Consider the following 18,517-nt stretch of genomic DNA (forward strand, 5'->3'; position numbering starts at 1 on the left):
CGGGCTCGTCGGGCGGCGCCGGGTGCGCCCCGATCAGCTCATCCGGTTCGTAGCCGATGTCCGCCTCGGCGCCGCGGCGCAGGAGCCGCATGCTGCGACCGGAGACCGCGCGAAGCACGGGCGCATCGGCCCGGTTCAGCCAGCTCGCCTCGGTCCACTGGTCCATGGTTTCCCGCCTTGCCGCCGGTGAAGGCCGGCATACGCCGGTCTGACTAGCACGGTAGCGAGTGGACCACCCGGACCGCGGATTCGTTGAGCGGACTTCTATCCACGGCCGACAGCCCGTCGAGGAACCCGGTTTGTGCTGGTGGGAAACGGTTTTGCGCTATGATGCCGCGCCGGGAGGTGTCCCGATGACTGACCTGCGGGCGTGGTGGTGGCACCGGCAGGGGCTGGACGGCTCGCTCGACGGCGAGGATCCGGCCACCGTGCTGGCCCGGACCGGGTGGGCCCGGTCCGTCGGCGGCGCCAACCCCTACCTGACGTTGTTCGCCCGGGCCGGAGTGCACCGGGCCGAGGTGGATGGCGCCGTCGCCGACCTGGCGGTGCACGAGCTGCCGTCCGCCCGGGGCTGCACCTACGTGGTGCCCGCCGCGGATTTCGGGCTGGCGCTGCAGGTCGGCCGGAGCGCGCCGGAGGCGGACCTGGCCAGGGTGGCGAAGCTGGGCGTGCCGCGCGGGGAGATCGACGAGCTGCGCGCGGCGGTGCTGGACGCGGTGGCGGCCGGCCCGCTGGATCCGGTGGCGCTCAAGGACGTGCTCGGCGACGCGGTGCGCAACCTCGGCGCCGCCGGGAAGAAGCAGGGCGTCAGCACCACGCTCCCGGTGGCGCTCGGGCTGCTGCAGGCCTCCGGTGACCTGCGCCGGATTCCGGTCGGCGGCCGGTTGGACCAGCAGCGCTACTCCTACGCCCGGTGGGACCGGCCGGACTCGGGACTGTCCGACGACGCGGCCCGGGTGTCGCTCGTCCGGCGGTATCTGGGCTGGACCGGCGGGGCCGGGGTGGCGCACGTGCGCTGGTTCACCGGGTTCACGGCGCGGGTGGTCAAGGCGGCCCTGGCCGAGTTGGCGCCGGTCGAGGTGGCCGAGGGGGTGCTCGCGCTGCCGGCGGACGCGAAGGCGTTCGCGGAGTTCGTCGCGCCGGCCCGGCCACGGTATGCGCTGCTGGGCGGGATCGACGGGCTGTTCCTGTTGCGTCGCGACCTGTCCAGCCTGCTCGACGACGGGTCCGCCCCGGTACCGGGGGAGGACCGGACCATCGGCCAGTTCACCGACCTGCCCGATCACGCGATCGTGGACCGGGGCCGGCTGGTCGGGCTCTGGCAGTTCGATGTGGACAGTTCGCGGATCGTCTGGTGGACCTGGGATCCCGCACTGGCAACGGATCCGGACCTGGTGTCCGAGGTGGAGCGGACAGCGGCCTACATCCGGGACGAGTTGGGCGACGCGCGCGGCTTCAGCCTGGACTCGCCGAAGTCGCGCGCGCCCCGGATCGCCGCGCTGTCGGCCGCGTCAGGAGATGGCCGCGTCAGGAGATGACGACCGCCATGGCGAACCCGTCGTAGCTCTTGCTGCCGACGGTCTGGATCGCGGTGGCGGTCACCCGGGGCTCGGCGGCGAGCGCGTCGAACAGCCGGCGGGTGCCGACCACGCTCGGGTCGTCGCTGTTCGGGTCGGTCACGCGCCCGCCACGCACCACGTTGTCCACGATGATCACGCTGCCGACCCGGGACAGCCGCAGCGCCCACCGGAAGTACTCGGTGTTGCTCTGCTTGTCGGCGTCGATGAAGGTGAGGTCGAACGGCTCCGGCCGCTCGCGGGCCAGCGCCGGCAGCAGGTCCAGCGCCGCGCCGACCCGGACCTCCACCCGGTCGGCCAGCCCGGCCCGGGCGATGTTCGCCCTGGCCACCTCGGCGTGCCGGCGGTCGTACTCCATGGTGACCAGCCGCCCGTCGTGCGGGAGCGCTCTGGCCAGCCAGATCGTGCTGTAACCGCCGAGCGTGCCGATCTCGAGGATCCGCCGGGCGCCCCGGATCTGGGCCATCAGTTGCAGCAGCTTGCCCTGATTGGGCGCAACCTGGATCTCGGGCAGTCCCGCCGCGTTGCTGGCGGCCAGCGCGCCGTCCAGCGCCGGGTCGGACCCCACCACCCGCTCGGTAAAGTACCGGTCTACTTCGGTCCACACCGCCTGCGTCATGGCAACAACCTATGCCGATGATCGGAATTTGGCAGACAAGGGGGCACGATCGTGGCAGATGCACAGGGCGGAAGCTGGATCCGGCGGTTCCACCCGGCTCCGGACCGCCCGGTCCGCGTGGTCTTCCTGCCGCACGCCGGCGGCTCGGCGAGCTACTACTTCCCGTTCTCCCGGGAGCTGTCTGCCCGCGCCGATGTGCTGTCCGTCCAGTACCCCGGCCGCCAGGACCGGCTCACCGAGCCGCTGCTGGACGACGTCGCCGACCTGGCCGACGGCGTCACCACCGCGCTGCTGCCCTGGCTGGACCGGCCCACCATCCTTTTCGGACACAGCTTGGGCGCCACCATCGCCTACGAGGTCGCCCGCCGCCTGGAACACGACAAGTCCGTGGTCCCCCAGGCCCTCGTCGTGTCCGGCCGCCGCGCCCCCGCCGACCTCCGCAACCAGGGCGGCCACACCCGCGACGACGACTTCCTGCTCGCCGAACTGGCCGAGATGAGCGGCACCGACTCGCAGGTCCTCGCCGAACCCGAGCTGATCAAGATGATCCTCCCGGTTCTGCGCAGCGACTACCACGCCGCCGAGAGCTACACGTTCGTCGCCGGCCCGCCGCTGTCGTGCCCGCTGCTGGTCCTCACCGGCGACGCCGACTCCCGCGTCTCCGTCGCCGAGGCCCGCAACTGGAGCGAGTACACCACCGGCCCCAGCACCGTCGAAGTCTTCCCCGGCGGCCACTTCTACCTGGCCGACCACCGGGAAGCCGTCCTCGCCACCCTCGCGCCCTACCTGTCCTGAGCCCCACCACCGGCGAGTCCCCACTTCGGGACCGGCGAGTCCCCACTCCGGACCCGGTGGGTTATGTGGGGGTGTAGAGGGAGATGTGGGCGCGGCTGGTGGGGAGGTAGGGGGTGGTGCGTTCCCAGTTGCCCCAGCGTTCCTGGAGGCGCAGGCCCGCCAGTTGGGCCATGAGGTCGAACTCGTGGGTGGTGGTGAGGCGCAGCGAGATCGGGTTCAGGCGGACCGAGCCGTCCGTGAGGATCACGTGCTGGGCGCGGTAGTGCTGCGTCATCGGGTCGTAGGCGGAGGCCAGCAGGTGGAGCTGGTCGTGCGACATGTGGAACAGGTTGAGGCCGTCGTGGGTGAAGACCGCCGGGTTGGCTTCCTCCATGGCGAGGACGCCGTCCGGTTCCAGGTGGTCGCGGATCTGGCGCAGGCAGGTCAGCTGGTCGGCGGGGTCGGAGAGCTGGAGCAGGGAGTTGACCACGAAGATCACCGAGAACTTCTCGGCGACCGGGAGATCGAGGAAGTCGCCCTGGATGGTCTCCACGGTGCTCTCCGGGTCCTTCTCGCGGAGTTTGGTGAGCATCGCGGCGGAGATGTCGACGCCGACCACGCGCAGGCCGGTACGGGCCAGCGGGAGGGCGACGCGGCCGGTGCCCACACCCAGTTCCAGGACCGGGCCGCCGGCGGCCAACTCGGCGATCGTGCGCACCGTGGGGGTGGGTTCCCAGGCGCTGTGCATCTGGTCGTAGATGTCGGCGATGCAGTCGCCGTAGGTGGACTGTTCGTAGCCCTGCATGTCAGGACCGCTTGCGGGCGACGGCGATGATGTGGGTGCCGCCGTCGATGGCGCCGGGCGCGCGGCAGGCTTCCAGCTCCCAGGAGACGAAGGCGTCCATCAGCGCCGGGCTGGCGGTGAGGGCGGCGTCCAGCTCGGGGTCGTCGGCGGAGAAGAAGTTCGACGCGGAGGCGGTGACGATCTCGCAGTCCCGCGAGACGAGCAGGCCGCGCAGCTCGGCCCAGGTGAAGAAGTGCGTGGTGAGCAGCTCGATGTCGGCCTGGATGCCCACCACGTCGCCGCTGCGGACGGCGGCGTCCACGGCGGCAAGCTGCGCGTCGCCGGCCGCGGCAAGCGCCAGGATCTGCTTGAGGAAGGCGCGGACGTAACCGTGCCGGGAGGTCACGCTGAGCACGACGATCCCGCCCGGTTTGCAGGTGCGGACCAGCTCGCTGACGGCCTGCGGCGCCCGGTCCAGCACACAGGACAGCACGCTGCCGACACACACCACGGCGTCGTACCGGTCCGAGTCGAACCGGCTCAGGTCGACGATGTCGGCCTGGTGCCAGCCGGTGACCTGCCCGTCCAGCCCGGCTTCGGTGACCTTCTCCCGGTTCACCGCGAGCTGCACGTCGGACAGGTCGCAGGCGGTGATCTTGGCGCCGATCCGGGCCATCTCGATGGTGAACCGGCCCGGGCCGGCGCCGGCCTCGAGCACCTCGGCTCCGGGCGCGATGTGCTCGGCCAGGATCTCGCGGTGGATCCGGTAGTTGACGCGGTTCTCGAACGAGCTCTCCAGCCGGTCCCATTCCCTTGCGCCCCAGGCGTTGTAGAACGACTTCGTGGTGTCCGGCTCGTACCTGGCGGTCATCTGGTCGCTCCTAACGGCTGTTCAGGGCGTGGAACACGAAGCTGCGCTGTCCGATGTGGACGTTGGTGCCGGACTGCAGGGCGAACGGCTGCCCGGGCGCGAGCCGGATCAGGTTGGTGCTGTCGGGTTCGCGGACGTAGGTGCCGGCGGCGTGGCCCCGGTCGCTGATCGTCACGTCCCACTGGTCGATGTGCACGTCGGCGTGCGCGTCGGAGACCGCGCCAGCGCCGGCGGCCACGGCGAGCCCACGCGCCCGGCCGTCCCGGACCTTGCCGTCCGACTGCGGGGCCCGGCCGATCACGTAGTCGGCGTCGATCACGTGCGCGGAGCCGTCGTCGGCGACGAGGTAGCCGAGCGCCGGGCGCGGACCCTGCACGGGTTCCCTGGTCAGGCCGTGCATCGCGGTGCCACAGGTGCCGCAGTAGCGCGCGTCGGGCCGGTTGAAGTGGCCGTCCGAGCAGTTGATGCCCCACACCAGCGCCCCGCCCGGCACCGCGCCGCTGGACACCGCGCCGCCGGCCGGGGCATTCGCCGCGGCGGCAACGGTGCCGGCGCCGGCCCGGAACAGGTGCTTGCGGGCTGCCGGAACGAAGGTCAGGCCGTAGCCGGCCGCCCCGATGAGCCCGGCGGTCACGGTCAGGTGCACGATCAGCGTCGTCTGGTTCACCACCAGGTCGCCGGGCAGCAGGCTCTGCACGCCGTAGACCAGCAGCGCCTCGGGCACGGCCTGGGCCAGCAGCAACGGCGCCGGCCAGTCCCGGCTCGCCCGGTTTCGTTGCAGCAGACCGTAAACCGGGTCCCAGATGATCAGGCCGAGGCCGAGCAGCAGGGCGAGCGAGACGAACGTCGTCGTGTAGGTCACGCTGACCGGTGCGAAACCGGCCTGCAGCACCGGACCGAGCGCGAACGTGACACCGACGCCGACGGTCAGGGTGATCAGCAGCCGGGTCAGCAGCCGGGTCAGGTAGGTCGGGTGCAGGCCCGCATCCGCGACCGGAGCGGCAGCCGGCGCCGGAACCGGTGGAGACGCGGGAATCCGCGCGGCCGGCGGTGGGACGGGCAGCGGCGGGACCGGGACGACCGGAGCCGGAGCGGGTTCGGTGACCGGCGGGGCCAACTCCGCCACCGCGGTCGCGGTCCCGTTTCCGTTGCGGGACGCGGCCTTGGTCACCCGGGCCAGCACGGTGCCGCCCTCGGCCGAGCCGGCGCGGCGCAGCACCAGGCCGTCTCCGGACACCACGCCGGAGCGCAGGTCGAGGGTGGCGTGGTTGCCGTTCGCGCCCCGGTTCTCGGCGAAGTACACGGCCAGCGAACCGACCTCCTCGGGCGCGTCGTAACGCAGCAACGGGGTGTCGGCCGGACCCCAGACCCGGAACTCGACGTTCGGGCTGTCCGCGGTCACCTCAACCGGTCCGTGCAGGTAGACCGACAGCCTGCCCTCGGTCTCCAGCACGGCGGCGAACGCGCCGACCGCGTCCGGGGACAGTTGGCCGAACAGCGTTTCCAGGCGGGCGCCCAGATCCTTGGCCCGGGCCGCGGCCGAACCGCTGAACAGGTTGATCAACCGGTCCTGCTCCGGGCCGCCGGTACCGGACAGCAGCAGCACGGCCATCGGGAACCGCCCGACGGTGCCGCTCCCCGGATGCACCGACATCGTGTAGTCACGGAGCTTCATATCACCCTCCCACCACGGAAACGCCAACGGAGAAAGAGCACCCGCATCGGCCCGTGCAGGCAGCCGAACACGATCAGCCAGGCCGTTGCGAAGTGCAGCACGTACGACCCGACCGGAACGTCGAGGCCGAGGATGCCGGTGAGCACCAGGTAGACGAGCCAGCCTTCCGGCACGCCTTCGATCAGGGTGAACATCGCCGGCCAGTCCTTCTCCCAGCGGAACTGCTGGAGGAAGTGGTAAAGCGGCTCCCACAGCACGATGCCGAGCAGCAGCACCAGGAACAGCGCGGTGAGCGTGGCCCGGTAGGCGTCGGACAGCGGCATGAAACCCATCGGCAGCAGCGGGGTGAGCAGCAGCGTCCACAGCAGTGCCGCGGTGCACACCACGAAGGTCCGGGACTGGATGCGGCCGAGCAGCGTCGGGGTCATGGCGCGACGTTCCTCGCCCATTTCCACCACTGGGAAACGGAACGCCGGTTGCCGATCCGCTGGCACACGCCCATCCGGGCCAGGTCGTCGCAGACGCGCAGCGCGGCGTACTGCAGCCCGAGCAGCGAGTCGGCCGGGGCGTAGTAGGCGCCCTCGGTGGCCGCGCCGGCCGCGTACATCCGCCCGGACCCGTTGCGGCAGGAGGTCACCTCGAACGACGGGGTGACCTCCAGCCGGCCGAGCAGGTTGCGGTCCAGGCCGGAGTGCCGCACCAGGTCGGCCAGCACCCGGTGCTTCATCACGTCCCCGACCAGACCGGTGGAGTCGATGATGAAGTCCACGTTGAGCAGTTGCACCTCGCTGGATCCGGGTGTCTGCACGAAAACCACGAGCGTGTCGTCCGGACCCGGCTCGACGTGGCCGATCTCGCCCGGCAGGCTGCGGTAGAACCCCTCGGCGCGGCCCCGGCGCAGTTGCTGCTGCCAGCCCTTGCGGCGCGGGGTGGTGGTGCCCTTCAGCGTCTCCCACAGCTCGCGGCGCTGCTCGCCCTCGGAGCGCTCCAGCCGAACCTTGAGCTGTCCGCCCCAGCTCGCCTTGGGCCAGTTGAAGCCCTGGTGCGCCCAACCGTCCCGGCCGGGCCGGCGCATGAACGGCGAGTCGCCGCGCGGCGACTCCACATAGGTGCGCATCAGGTGCAGGATCCGGGTCCGCGCGCCGTGCGCGTCCCGGTCGTTGATCAGCCGGTGCAGGATCGCCGACGCGGTGATGCCGCCGCCGCGCACCAGCACGGTGCCGGGACTGTTGCGCAGTTCGGTGTAGACGTGCTCGTGCGGCTCGTAGCTGTTGACGAAATGGTACTTGTCGCCGTAGCGCTCGCGGAACCGCCGCAGGTCGGGCAGGAACCGGATGCGCGGGTAGCCGACCGCGAGGTGCACGTAGCCGCTCCGGTAGGCCACCCGGCGGGTGGCGCCCAGGTGCGGGGTGAGGATGGAGAAGTAGCCGCCGCCTGCGCGCCTGCGCACCATCCTGGCCTGGCCCTTGGCGATCGTCTCCCAGTAGCCGATCCGGTCGGCCTCCCGGTGCAGGCTGGCGAACACCTGGCCGGCCAGCGGCGTCCAGTAGTCGGTGAGCACGTTCTCGGTCAGCACGTTCCACAGCGGCGCGACGAACCCGCGCACGGTGCGCGCGGAAAAGGCGGAACGAACCGCATAGCTGGGAAATCCCCAGATATTGTCCGGGGTCGAGGACGCGTCCGAACGGATCCGGTACTCCGGCGGAAGTTGTGCCACGCCGGTCAGGTACTCGTAGTTTTCCCAGGGATAGTCCAGTGTGGTCAGGACCCGGATGTTGCTGGCCGGAACTCCAGCGATACGAAGGCAGTCGACCATCGCGAACGATCCCATGCCGCCGCCGATCGACACGAAGGGCACGTCGACAATGGGAATTCCTGCGTCGGTGAGCATTCCCTCGGTCCACACTGAGGTGTTCACCAGCTCCGGGGTCAGATCGCCTTGTCCCCGGGGTGGACTCAGTGCGGAAAACGGGTACCCCATGTGATGAGCATATTGTCTGATTAGCCCAGCCCTGATCTTCGGCGAGCCCGCCTGTAGCCCTCCTCCATCGGTCTTCGAGACGAGTCACGTTCGATCGAAGCTCGAGCCGGATGTCAGCGGGACGCCCGGGGCGAGGTCATGGAGCGGCCGTGTTCGACGGAGGGAGTGCCCTGCGACTGCCTGGCTATCGGATCACCGGCGAGCTGCACCGCAGCGGGGTCAGCATCGTCTATCTGGCGCAGGACGAGCGGCTGGGCCGCAGGGTCGTGGTGAAGACGTTGCGCGAACCGCTGGCCGCGGACCGGCGGTTCCGCGAGCGGTTCCTGTGCGAGTGCCGGGTCGCCGCCGGGCTGGACCACCCGAACATCGTGCCGGTGTACCACTTCGGGGACGCCGGCGACACGCTGTTCGTGGTGCTGCCCTACATCCGGGGCGGCGACCTGCAGGCGCTGCTGGACGCGCACGGTCCGCTGCCGCCGCGCCGGGCGGCATCGATCGTGGCACAGGCCGCGGCCGCGCTGGACCACATCCACGAGCGCGGGTTGGTGCACCGGGACGTCAAGCCGAAGAACGTCCTGCTGGACTCCAGCTCCGGCAGCCGCGCCTACCTGTGCGACTTCGGCATCACCGCCGGCTGCCACTGCCCGGAACTGGAGGCGATCGTCTCGCCGGGCTCGGTCGGCTTCCGTGCGCCGGAACAGGTTGCCGGGCAGTGGGTGGACCGCCGCGCGGACGTGTACTCGCTGGCCTGCCTGCTGTTCGCCTGCCTGACCGCGGCCTCGCCGGCCGGCGGGGGGCGCGTGCTGGGCGGGCTGGGAGCAGTTGTGGCCAGGGGAATGGCGACCGACCCGCGGGACCGCTACCCGACCTGCGGCGACCTGGCCGCCGACCTGCGGTCATGGGTCAAGGTCGCGCAGCAGGTGGGTGGGGATCTCGACGACGTGGTCGGTGTCGGTGATGCCCTGGCGGTGTAGCTCGGCGATCACCTCCGGGTCGGTGACCTGGTTGCCCTGCACCACATAGGTGTCCCGCTGGGTGGCGAACACCCCGAGGTTGGCCCGGACCGGCGGCGTGTCCGGCGGTTGCGGGACGCGGCGCAGCGCGCCGGGCAGGGTGAGCGCGGCCACGATCGTGGCGGCCAGGCCACCCACACCGGCGACGATGAACGTGACCGGTGCGTTGGTGGCGTCGAGCAGGACGGCACCGCCCAGATAGGACACGGCGGCGGCGATGCCGATCAGGCCGTAGAAGTTGCCGAACACCCGGCCGAGCCGGTCGCCGGGAACCAGCCGCTGCAGCAGGGTGTTGCTGGCCACGTCCATCGCGGCGAGGCCAAGGCCGCGCACGGTCTGCAGCACGAACGCCGCGGCCACCGCCCAGGCCAGGCCGGTGAGCAGGTTGCCGAGGCTGCTGATCGCGAAACCGGCGAGCAGCAAGGCGGTCATCGACGCCAGCCGGTGGTGCCGGGCCAGCAGCACGTACCCGACCAGCAGTCCGACGCCGACGCCACCGAGCAGCAGGCCGACGGTGAACTCCGGCGCCTGCAGGGTGTCCCGGACCAGGTAGACGATCGCGACGTCGTCGATCCCGTTGAACGCCACCACGACGCAGAAGGTCAACGCGATGATGCGCACCGCGGGTACCGACCAGATGTAGCCCAGCCCGGCCCTGGCCGATGCCAGGAACGGTTCCTTGGGGCCGTCCTCCGGTTCACCCGTGCCCGGCGGCAGCGAGGCGATTCCGGTGAGCAGCAGCCCGGACAGGAAGAACGAGGCGGCGTCGACCAGCAGCACGCCGGACACGCCGATGAACGGGTACAGCGCCGCGGCGATGAACGGTCCGATCGCCTCGGCGCCGTTGGTGCCGAACCCGATCGTGGAGTTGGCCGCCTCCAGGTCCTTGTCCCGCACCAGCGCCGGGATCGCCGCCCGGGACGCGGGTTGGAAGGTCTGCCCGATCGTGGACCGGATCGCCACCAACGCGAGCAGCAGTGGCAGCGGCGGCAGCGTGAGCGCGATCAGCAGCAGCAGCGCGCCCTGAGCCAGCTCGCAGCCGATCATCACGTGCTTGCGGTTGAACCGGTCGGCCACCGCTCCGGTCAGCGGGGCGAACAGCGCCGGGGCGAAGTCGCCGACCAGCAGCAGCAGCGCGACCGCCAGCGCGTGCCCGGTGGTGTCGGCCACGTAGAGGATCAGCGCGACCAGGCTGACCGTGTCACCGACGAACGACACCACCCGGGAGATGGACAGCGCACGGAACGCGGAGTTGGTGCGCAACAGCCACAGCGCACCGCCCCCGCGTTCCTCGGGACCCGTCATTCCTAGGACTGTACGAGCCGCCGCAACGACAGCGGCCGCAGGTCGGTCCAGTTCTCCTCGATCCACGCCAGACAGTCGTCCCGCGCCCCGGCCGGTCCGGTCGCGGCCCACCCGGCGGGGATCTCCCGGTCGGCCGGCCAGATCGAGTACTGCTCCTCGTCGTTGCGGACCACCTGGTAGCGGGTGCCGTCCTCGTCCTCGGTCACTTCTTCGCTCGTTTCTTGGTGTCGCTGGGCGTGCCGTCGTTGAGCAGCAACGAGATGTCGCTGGTGTTGTGGTTGGCGGTGACCAGGTCGGGCATTCCGTCGTCGTCCAGGTCGACCGCGATCAGACCGCCGCGCGGGTCGTCGCCCTTCATCGGGAACACGGCGGGCGGGCTGAAGTACCCGGCGCCGTCGCCGCGCAGCACGCTGACGTCGTTGGAGATCCCGTTGGCCACCGCGAGGTCGAGCAGGCCGTCGTCGTTGAGGTCGGCGATGGTCAGGGCGCTCGGCGCGGTCCCGTCCACGGGGAAGTCCCTGCCCTCCTTGAAGGTTGCGTCCCCGTTGCCGATGAACACGGTGACGTTGTTGTCGCCGTAGCTGGCCGCGACCACGTCCAGCGCCTCGTCGCCGTTGAGGTCGGCGACCCGCAGTCCGGCCGGGTTGTCACCGGTGGGCAGCGGGTCCAGGGCGGTGAAGCCACCCTCGCCGTCGCCCTTGAGGATGCCCACCTTGTTCGCGCCGAAGTTCGCCGTCAGCACGTCCAGGTTGCCGTCCGCGTCCAGGTCGGCCGAGACGATCCGGATCGGGTCGAACACCACCGGGAAGTGGGCGGGCTCGCCGAACGCACCCTTGCCGTCGCCGAGCAGCACCGAGATGCCGTCCTTGTGGAAGTCCGAGGTGGCGGCGTCCAGGTTGCCGTCGTTGTTCAGGTCGGCCAGCATGACCCGGTTCGGGGCCACGCCCTCGCCCGCGGTGTAGTCGGTCGGCGGGCCGAAGGCGCCCTTGCCGTCGCCGAACAGGACCGAGACGGTGTGCGTGCCGTAGTTGGAGGTGACGACGTCGAGGATGTCGTCACCGTTGAGGTCGCCGAGGTCGATGTCCGAAGGAACCGTGCCGGTGGGGAAGGTGGCCGGCGCGGCCAGCCCGCCCTTGCCGTCGCCGAACAGCACCGAGATGGTGTTGGCCATGAAGTCGGACGTGATCACGTCCGGGATCTCGTCGCCGTTGACGTCGGCGGTCACGATGCCGCCGGGCCCGGCGCCGACCTTGATCGTGCTGGCCCCACCGAACTCCACTTCCGGTGGCAGGGACGAACATCCGGAAAGCGCGAACAGCGCGAGCGCCGCACCCGCACCGGCGAGACCGATGGTTCGCCGCCGGTTTCTGGCATTTTTGGTCATTACTCCTCCGATTCAGGCGGCGGTCAGGGTCAGGTGCGGCGCCGGCACCGGGGCCAGCGCGATGGTGGGTCTGGTGCGGACCGGCAGTTCGGTCACCGGGGCGGTGCGGAACCGCTGCGCCACGCGGGTCAGGATCAGCTCGCCTTCCAGCAGCGCGAACAGGTTGCCGGTGCACTGGTGTGCGCCGGCGCCGAACGGGAAGTAGGCGAACCGCGGCGCCTTCGCCGGCGCGCCGGGCAGCCAGCGGGTCGGGTCGAACCGCTCGGGGTCGACCCAGAAGCCGGGATGCCGGTGCGTGACGTAGGCCGAGACCATCACGCTCGCGCCGGCGGGCAGGGTTGCGTCGCCGATCTCGGTCGGGGCGTCCAGCACGCGGCGCAGCGCCCAGGCCGGCGGGTAGAGCCGGATCGCCTCCTGCACAACGGCTTTCGGCCAGGAAAGCTGGGAAAGTCCGGCGGCGGTCGGGGTGCGTGCGCCGAGGGTGCCGGCCACCTCGGCGGACAGCGCGGCCGCCGCCTCCGGGTGCCGGCTGAGCAGGTGCAGCGCCCAGGTGAGCGCGGTTCCGGTGGTCTCGGTGCCGGCGATGAAGATCGACAGGACCTCGTCGGTGAGCTCCTCGTCGGTGAACTTCGCTTCGCCGCGCAGTTCCAGCAGTCCGCCGAGGAAGGTCGGCCCGTCGTCCCGGCGGAACCTCGGGTTCCGCATCACCTCGGCGATGGTGCCGCGCAGCACCGCAATCTCCTTGGTGTACCGGCGGTTCTTGTGGGTCGGCCAGCTGCCCGGCGCCTTGACCACCCGGAACAACCGCTCGTCCACATAGGTCAGCAGGAACGCCAGCGCCGCCCGGGCCGCCGGGTAGTCGATCGCCGCGCGGTGGCCGAACGTGGCGTCGATCATCATCGCCACCGTGGCCTGCTTCATCTCCTCCGCGACGTTGATCCGTGCGCTGTGCTCCCAGCGGGTGTGCAGCGCCGTGTCGAAGGACCGCAGCAGCGACGGGACCATCTCGGCCAGCCGCTCGGCGGTGAACAGTGGCTGCAGCAACCGCCTGCGGCGCAACCAGTCCTCGCCGCTGGGCGAGGTGAACAGGCCCTTGCCGAGCAGTTGGCGAAGGAGTTGGCGGTGCACCCGCCTGCCCTTGCCGAGCACCTGCCGGACGCCGTCCGGGTGGAAGACGCCGTAGATGCTGCCGCCCGGGCCGAGGTCCAGCTCGACCAGGTCGCCGTGGCGTTGGTGGGCGGCCATGAACGTGGCGACCGGGTCGCGCAGGAACCGTGGCCCGACCCCGAGCAGCGGCAGGCCGGTGAACCGGGGCACGGTGCTCACGTCGTCTCCTCGCAGGCTCGGATCCGCCGTGACCGGACGCCCTGTGACATTGATTCGCTCGCAAGCTCGTTCATGCGCGCACCTCGCATTCGATGAGGGACCAGGGCACGCCGGGACCGACCGGGGTGAGCGAGCGCAGGCCGAACCCGGCGGCGGTCAGGATGCGGTCGAACTCGGCGCGGGACCGCACCGCGCCGCCGAAGTGGGCCAGCGCGTTGAGGTCGCCCTCGACCGGGAAGGCGCCCTCGGTGACCGGGCTCGGCATCACCATCTCGAAGATCACCAGCCGGGCGCCGGGCAGCATCGCCGCCCGGCAGTTGGCCAGGATCCGCACCGCGTCGGCGTCCGCCCAGTTCGCCAGCACCCTGGACAGCAGGTAGACGTCGCCGCCGGGCGGGACGGACTCCCGGAAGTCGCCGGGCACGAACACACACCGGTCACCAAGCTCCCACTCGGAGAGCACCTCGGCCACCGACGGCGCGCTCAACGCCAGTTCGTAGACCACGCCCTTGGCGTGCGGCAGCAGCGAGATCAGCTCGGCCAGCAGGGATCCGTTGCCACCGCCGACATCCACGATGGTGTGGTAGGCGGTGAAGTCGAACAGCCCGGCCAGCACGGCCCCCGTGCCGCGCGGCAGCGCGATCATCTGGTGGTAGTAGCCCGCCAGCCGGGGATGCTGGTCCAGGTGGTCGTAGTAGCCGGTGCCGAACACCCGCTCGAAGGCGACCCCGCCGTGCCGGACCGCGTCCAGCAGGCCGGTGTAGGCCCGGTAGCTCAGCGCGCCGAAGTAGACGGCCGCGCCGTGCATCGAGCCGGGTGCCGTGCTGCGCAACAGTTCGCCGACCTCGGTCAGCGCGAACCGGTCGTCGCCGGTGTGGCGCAGCACCCCGATTCCGGCCAGCGCGCGCAGCACCTGGTGCAGCGCCTCCGGCCGGGCGCCGACGGTTTCGGCCAGCTCCGCGCTGGTGGCCGCCCGCCCGGCCAGGTGGTCGGCGATCGACAGTTCGGCGGCCAGGTGTACCAGCGCGGTGCGCCGGTAGCCGCCGAGCAGGTCGGTGAGCCGTTGCCGGGCCTCGGTCACGGCAGCACCTCCAGCACCTCGGCGCACAGCCCGGCGGCAAGCTCGTCGGGGTAGCCGTCCGGGTCGTACAGCAGGGTCAGCTCCAGCCCGCCGGGGTGGCGCGCGGCGCGGAAGGCGAGGCCGAAGTCGCTCCACGGCTCGCGCGGCGGCGTCACGGTGACCTCCAGACCGGCCAGCGCCGGTAGCTCGGCCGGCGGGTCGGCGGCGTCGAACAGGATCGGGAACACCGGGCCGGTGCCGGCGTGATCCGGGTCGACCGCCCGCTCGACGGCCAGGAACGGCAGCCGGGCCGCGCGGTCGTAGCCGTCGGCGGCGGCCGCGTGCACCAGGTCGACCCGGCCGGCGTGCTCCGGGCGGACCGGCAGCAGCGCCAGGTTCACCAACCGCCCCACCATGTCCCGCACGGCCGGCGTGTCCCGGCCGCTGACCGGGACGCAGGCCAGCAGCCCGGGCACGTCGAACCGGCGGGCGCACGCGGCGGCCCATGCGGTGAGCAGCACGGTGCGCGTGGTGGTGCGGTGCCTTCTGGCCACTGTGGACAGTGCGTGCACCCGGGCCGGGTCGAGCACGGTGCTGCGGGATGCGCGGTGGGCTCCGGCCGGTCGGGGGAACTTCCGCAGCCAGGCCAGGTCGCCGGCGTCGCGCAGCCAGTCCCGCACCGCGCCGGCCACCGCCTCGGGCGGGTGTGCGGCCCGTTCCCAGTGCGCGTAGTCCGGATGTTGCACCGGTAGCGCCGGCAGCTCGGCGCGGCGCCCGGCCCGCAACGCGGCGTAGCTCAGAGCGAGGTCCCGGGTGAGCAGCTGCGTGGACACCCCGTCCGCCGCGATCCGGTGCAGGGTGAGGGAAAGCTCGTGCTCGGTGGGGCCGAGCCGGGTCAGGCCGGCGTCCAGCAGCCGGCCGGAGTCCAGGGACAGCTCATCCGGGGTGTCCAGCCGGATGTCGTAGGGCTGTTGCACGGTCTGGGTTTCGCCGGCGATCGCCACCCGCAACGCCTCGTGCCGGGCGACCACGGCCCGCAGCGCCCCGGCCAGCGCGGTGGCGTCCAGGTCGCCGGAGAGCCGGGCGCGGATCGACAGGTGCAGCTCGTCCGGCCCGGCGCCGGCCAGTGCCTGGCGGTACACCCGTTCCTGCGCGAAGGACAGCGGGGCGGTCGCGCTGTTGCGACGGACCAGGGCCGGTGCCGGGGTGGGCGGCGGCACCGCCCGCCGGGCCGTGATCAGCGTGGCCAGCCGGGCCGGGGTGGCCGCCTCGAAGAACTCCGGCAGCGCCAGCGCCACACCGAACCGGTCCCGCACGGCCGAGACCAGCCGGACCGCGAGCAGCGAATCCCCGCCCAGGGCGAAGAAGTCGTCGTCGACGCCGAGGTCGTCCCGGCCCAGCACCTCGTGCCACAGCCCGGTCAGGATCGCCGCGACCGAGCCCGGGGGCGCGGTCCGGGCCGGTCCGTCCGCCCGGCGGGGGGCCACCGCCGGCAGCCGGGCGGCGTCGACCTTTCCGTTCGGCCCCAACGGGATCGCCGGCAGCGCGACGACGTGCGCGGGCACGAACGCCGCCGGAAGCTGCCCGGCGACGTGCTCGCGCAGCGTGGCCGGGTCGAACCGGCCGGCCGGCACCACGTAGCCGACCAACGCCGGCCGGCCGGCCACCTCGCGCAACACCACCACGGCGTCGGCGACGTCCGGGTGCCGGCGCAGCGCCGCCGCCACCTCGGCCGGCTCGATCCGCACGCCGTTGACCTTGACCTGCTCGTCGAGCCGGCCGAGGAACACCAGCGCGCCGTCCCGCCGGTGCCGCACCAGGTCGCCGCTGCGATACATCCGCGATCCCGGCGACCCGAACGGATCCGGCGCGAACCGCGCCGCGGTCTGGCGTGGATCACGCAGATACCCGTGCGCCAGACCGGTTCCACCGATCCACAGCTCGCCGGCCACCCCGGGGGGAACCGGTTGGAGGTGCTCGTCGAGCACGTACACCCGCTTGTTCGCGATCGGCCGGCCGATGCTCACGTCGTGCTCCGGCTCGTCCGGCGGCACCAGGTGCGATGTGGTGTCGATGGTCGCCTCGGTGGGCCCGTACTGGTTGTGCAGCACGGCATTCGTCAGCGCGTGGCAGCGCGCGGCCAGGTCCCGCGGCAGCCGCTCCCCGCCGCAGAAGATGTGCGTGAGCGAGTCCAGGTCGCCGGGCCGGGCCACGTCGAGCACCTGGGCGAGCAGCGACGGCACGAAGTCCGCGATCGTCACCCGGTGCGCGCGGACCAGCGCGGCGAACCGGGCCGGATCGCCCGCCTCCGCCGGCCCGGCCAGCACCACCTCGGCGCCGGCCAGCAGCGGTCCGAACAGTTGCCAGACCGACGGGTCGAACGCAAAGGACACGGTGTGCAGCAGCCGGTCGCCCGGGCCGAGCCCGGTGACCTCGCGCCGCCAGGCGGCGTTGTTGCACACCCCGTCGTGGGCCACCACAACGCCTTTCGGGGTCCCGGTCGAGCCCGACGTGTAGATCACGTAGGCCACGTCGGCGGGATCGAGCCGGGGTGGCTGCCACGGCGGCGACCCGGTGACCGCGTCGAGCACCCCGGTGCCGTCGAGCAGCAGCGCCGCGCCACTGTCCCGCAGGGCGCGCTCGCGCCGCTCGGCCGGGTGCGCCGGATCCAGCGGGAGGTAGGCCGCGCCGGAACAGAGCACCGCGAGCAGCAGCACCACCAGGTCGACCGACCGGGGGACGCTCACCCCGATCACGTCGCCGCGCCCGATGCCCAGTGCGGCCAGCCGGGCGGCGTAGTGCTCGGCCCGGTCCAGCAGTTCCCGGTAGGACAACAGGTCTTCACCGCAGCGCAGCGCCGGCGCGTCCGGGGTGCGGGCGGCCTGCCGGCGCAGCAGGTCCGGCAGCGTGGCCCCGGGCGGCCGCGGCGTCGCGGTGCGGTTCCATCGGGTGAGCACGGTCTCCCGCTGCGCCGGGGTGAGCAGCGGCACGGTGCCGATCGGAATGTCCGGCGTGGCAACGAGTTCGGTGAGCAGCCCGCCGTAGTGCGCCATCAGCTGGGCGACGGTGTCCGGGTCGAAGAGTTCGCGGTCGTAGTCGGTGACCATCCGCAGCCCACCCGCTTCCGGCACGGCCGACAGGGTCAGCGGGCACTGGGCGGTGCCTTCGCCCAGTTCGATGTGCTCGATGGTCAGGCCGGCCAGTTCGACCGAGGGCCGTGGCGCGTCCTGCAAAGCGAACAGCACGTCGTAGGGCAGGGTGCCGCGGGTGTCGGTGCGGAACCGGTCGGCCGGCAACGCACTGTGGGCGAACGCGTCCGCGGCGGCGGTCCGCACCCGGGCGGCCAGCTCCGCGAACGACGGTGCGCCGGACACGTCGGCACGCAGCGGGACCGTGGTGAACAACGGGCCCACCACCTTCATCAGCTCGGGCCGCTGCCGTCCGCTGAACGGAACACCGACCAGGAAGTCGGTGGCCCGGCCGTAACGGTGCAGCAGCACCTGGAGCACCGCCATCAGCCCGGCGAAGGTCGGCACCCGGATCGCCTGGCAGAACCGGACCAGCGCGGCCAGGTGCTCGCCCGGCACGGTGCTGACCAGCCGGGCCGCCCGGCGGGCCCGGTTCGCCGAGCGCGGCCGGTCGGTGGGCAGCTCGATGCCCTGCGGCGCGGCGGCGAGCGTGCCGCGCCAGTAGGCCGCGACCCGGTCCCGGACCTCCGGGGCGAGCCGTTCGCGTTGCCACACCGCGAAGTCGGCGAACCGCGGGGCGGCCGGCAGCGTCCCACCCCGGTACAGCGCGCCCAGCTCCTCCAGCAGCACCGCGTTGGACCAGGCGTCGGTGGCGATGTGGTGGATCGTCAGCAGCAGCACGTGATCGTCGGGCGCCAGCCGGACCAGCAGCGCCCGCACCGGCGGCCCGGCGGCCAGGTCGAACGGACGGCCCGCCTCGGCGCGGGCCGCCTCGGCGAGCGCCCCGTCGGGGGCGCCGGAGGCCGACAGGTCGGCGTGCCGCAGCCGCAGCGCCGTCGCCGGACCGGGCACCGCACGCGGTTGACCGCCGGACTCGACGAACCGCGAGCGCAACACGGCATGGCGGGACAGCAGCTCGGTGCAGCTCGCCGTCAGCGCGGCGACGTCCAGGTGGCCCAG

The 18,517-nt window shown here is 72.1% G+C and carries 15 protein-coding genes; 3 read left to right on the top strand and 12 right to left on the bottom strand.

What is annotated here, in order from left to right; translation table 11 throughout:
• Nucleotides 1-353: 353 nt before the first annotated feature.
• Nucleotides 354-1,538, top strand: coding sequence for a DNA glycosylase AlkZ-like family protein (locus tag VFO68_RS31260; protein ID WP_325162018.1), 1,185 nt, complete (start codon nt 354-356; stop codon nt 1,536-1,538).
• Here VFO68_RS31260 and VFO68_RS31265 read toward each other — a convergent pair.
• On the bottom strand, nt 1,528-2,196 hold the full coding sequence (locus VFO68_RS31265) for an O-methyltransferase (RefSeq protein WP_325162019.1): 669 nt from the start codon (nt 2,194-2,196) through the stop codon (nt 1,528-1,530). The genes VFO68_RS31260 and VFO68_RS31265 overlap by 11 nt on opposite strands.
• Nucleotides 2,197-2,247: 51 nt before the next feature.
• Here VFO68_RS31265 and VFO68_RS31270 point away from each other — a divergent pair, with 51 nt between their 5' ends.
• Nucleotides 2,248-2,991 carry a thioesterase II family protein gene (locus VFO68_RS31270; RefSeq protein WP_325162020.1) on the top strand — a complete coding sequence of 248 codons (744 nt, stop codon included), beginning with the start codon at nt 2,248-2,250 and terminating at the stop codon, nt 2,989-2,991.
• Nucleotides 2,992-3,052: 61 nt separating this feature from the next.
• Here the strand turns inward: VFO68_RS31270 and VFO68_RS31275 are convergent, their stop codons facing one another.
• From VFO68_RS31275 to VFO68_RS31295, 5 genes are read right to left on the bottom strand one after another with little or no spacing between them, the layout of a single operon-like run.
• The gene (locus tag VFO68_RS31275) at nt 3,053-3,775 is read right to left on the bottom strand and encodes a class I SAM-dependent methyltransferase (RefSeq protein WP_325162021.1); all 723 of its coding nucleotides are present in this window, start codon (nt 3,773-3,775) and stop codon (nt 3,053-3,055) included.
• Nucleotide 3,776: 1 nt separating this feature from the next.
• Nucleotides 3,777-4,625 carry a class I SAM-dependent methyltransferase gene (locus VFO68_RS31280; RefSeq protein ID WP_325162022.1) on the bottom strand — a complete coding sequence of 283 codons (849 nt, stop codon included), beginning with the start codon at nt 4,623-4,625 and terminating at the stop codon, nt 3,777-3,779.
• Between the two features lie 10 nt (nt 4,626-4,635).
• Entirely contained in the window at nt 4,636-6,300 is a 1,665-nt protein-coding gene (locus VFO68_RS31285) for an FHA domain-containing protein (RefSeq protein WP_325162023.1), read from the bottom strand.
• Nucleotides 6,297-6,728: a hypothetical protein gene (locus VFO68_RS31290; protein ID WP_325162024.1), complete on the bottom strand. Its 432-nt coding sequence runs from the start codon at nt 6,726-6,728 to the stop codon at nt 6,297-6,299. The genes VFO68_RS31285 and VFO68_RS31290 overlap by 4 nt, the downstream gene beginning before the upstream one ends.
• Nucleotides 6,725-8,281, bottom strand: a complete 1,557-nt coding sequence (locus VFO68_RS31295; RefSeq protein ID WP_325162025.1) for a hypothetical protein — start codon at nt 8,279-8,281, stop codon at nt 6,725-6,727. The genes VFO68_RS31290 and VFO68_RS31295 overlap by 4 nt, the downstream gene beginning before the upstream one ends.
• A 149-nt stretch (nt 8,282-8,430) precedes the next feature.
• Here VFO68_RS31295 and VFO68_RS31300 point away from each other — a divergent pair, with 149 nt between their 5' ends.
• Nucleotides 8,431-9,255 carry a serine/threonine-protein kinase gene (locus tag VFO68_RS31300; RefSeq protein ID WP_325162026.1) on the top strand — a complete coding sequence of 275 codons (825 nt, stop codon included), beginning with the start codon at nt 8,431-8,433 and terminating at the stop codon, nt 9,253-9,255.
• Here VFO68_RS31300 and VFO68_RS31305 read toward each other — a convergent pair.
• The 6 genes from VFO68_RS31305 to VFO68_RS31330 form a co-directional block, all read right to left on the bottom strand.
• A complete protein-coding gene (locus tag VFO68_RS31305; RefSeq protein ID WP_325162027.1) occupies nt 9,178-10,599 on the bottom strand; it encodes an MFS transporter in 1,422 nt (473 codons plus the stop codon). The genes VFO68_RS31300 and VFO68_RS31305 overlap by 78 nt on opposite strands.
• Nucleotides 10,600-10,601: 2 nt before the next feature.
• A complete protein-coding gene (locus tag VFO68_RS31310; protein WP_325162028.1) occupies nt 10,602-10,805 on the bottom strand; it encodes an MbtH family protein in 204 nt (67 codons plus the stop codon).
• A complete protein-coding gene (locus VFO68_RS31315) occupies nt 10,802-11,983 on the bottom strand; it encodes a VCBS repeat-containing protein (RefSeq protein WP_325162029.1) in 1,182 nt (393 codons plus the stop codon). Before VFO68_RS31315 ends, VFO68_RS31310 begins: the two co-directional genes overlap by 4 nt.
• A 12-nt stretch (nt 11,984-11,995) precedes the next feature.
• Nucleotides 11,996-13,309, bottom strand: coding sequence for a cytochrome P450 (locus VFO68_RS31320; protein WP_325162030.1), 1,314 nt, complete (start codon nt 13,307-13,309; stop codon nt 11,996-11,998).
• A gap of 70 nt (nt 13,310-13,379) precedes the next feature.
• Complete coding sequence (locus tag VFO68_RS31325; protein WP_325162031.1) at nt 13,380-14,390, bottom strand: methyltransferase; 1,011 nt, start codon at nt 14,388-14,390, stop codon at nt 13,380-13,382.
• Nucleotides 14,387-18,517, bottom strand: a 4,131-nt coding sequence (locus VFO68_RS31330) for an amino acid adenylation domain-containing protein (protein ID WP_325162032.1), incomplete at its 5' end; no start/stop codon positions are given. The genes VFO68_RS31325 and VFO68_RS31330, both read right to left, overlap by 4 nt.

The sequence above is a fragment of the Actinophytocola sp. genome, assembly GCF_035712165.1.
In the GTDB taxonomy this organism is placed as follows: Bacteria; Actinomycetota; Actinomycetes; order Mycobacteriales; family Pseudonocardiaceae; genus DASYTH01.

Excerpts from the sequence above, each read along its gene's own strand:
- VFO68_RS31260 (WP_325162018.1), top strand. The coding sequence starts at position 354 with ATGACTGACCTGCGGGCGTGGTGGTGGCACCGGCAGGGGCTGGACGGC.
- VFO68_RS31265 (WP_325162019.1), bottom strand. The coding sequence starts at position 2,196 with ATGACGCAGGCGGTGTGGACCGAAGTAGACCGGTACTTTACCGAGCGG.
- VFO68_RS31275 (WP_325162021.1), bottom strand. The coding sequence starts at position 3,775 with ATGCAGGGCTACGAACAGTCCACCTACGGCGACTGCATCGCCGACATC.
- VFO68_RS31280 (WP_325162022.1), bottom strand. The coding sequence starts at position 4,625 with ATGACCGCCAGGTACGAGCCGGACACCACGAAGTCGTTCTACAACGCC.
- VFO68_RS31285 (WP_325162023.1), bottom strand. The coding sequence starts at position 6,300 with ATGAAGCTCCGTGACTACACGATGTCGGTGCATCCGGGGAGCGGCACC.
- VFO68_RS31290 (WP_325162024.1), bottom strand. The coding sequence starts at position 6,728 with ATGACCCCGACGCTGCTCGGCCGCATCCAGTCCCGGACCTTCGTGGTG.
- VFO68_RS31295 (WP_325162025.1), bottom strand. The coding sequence starts at position 8,281 with ATGGGGTACCCGTTTTCCGCACTGAGTCCACCCCGGGGACAAGGCGAT.
- VFO68_RS31305 (WP_325162027.1), bottom strand. The coding sequence starts at position 10,599 with ATGACGGGTCCCGAGGAACGCGGGGGCGGTGCGCTGTGGCTGTTGCGC.
- VFO68_RS31315 (WP_325162029.1), bottom strand. The coding sequence starts at position 11,983 with ATGACCAAAAATGCCAGAAACCGGCGGCGAACCATCGGTCTCGCCGGT.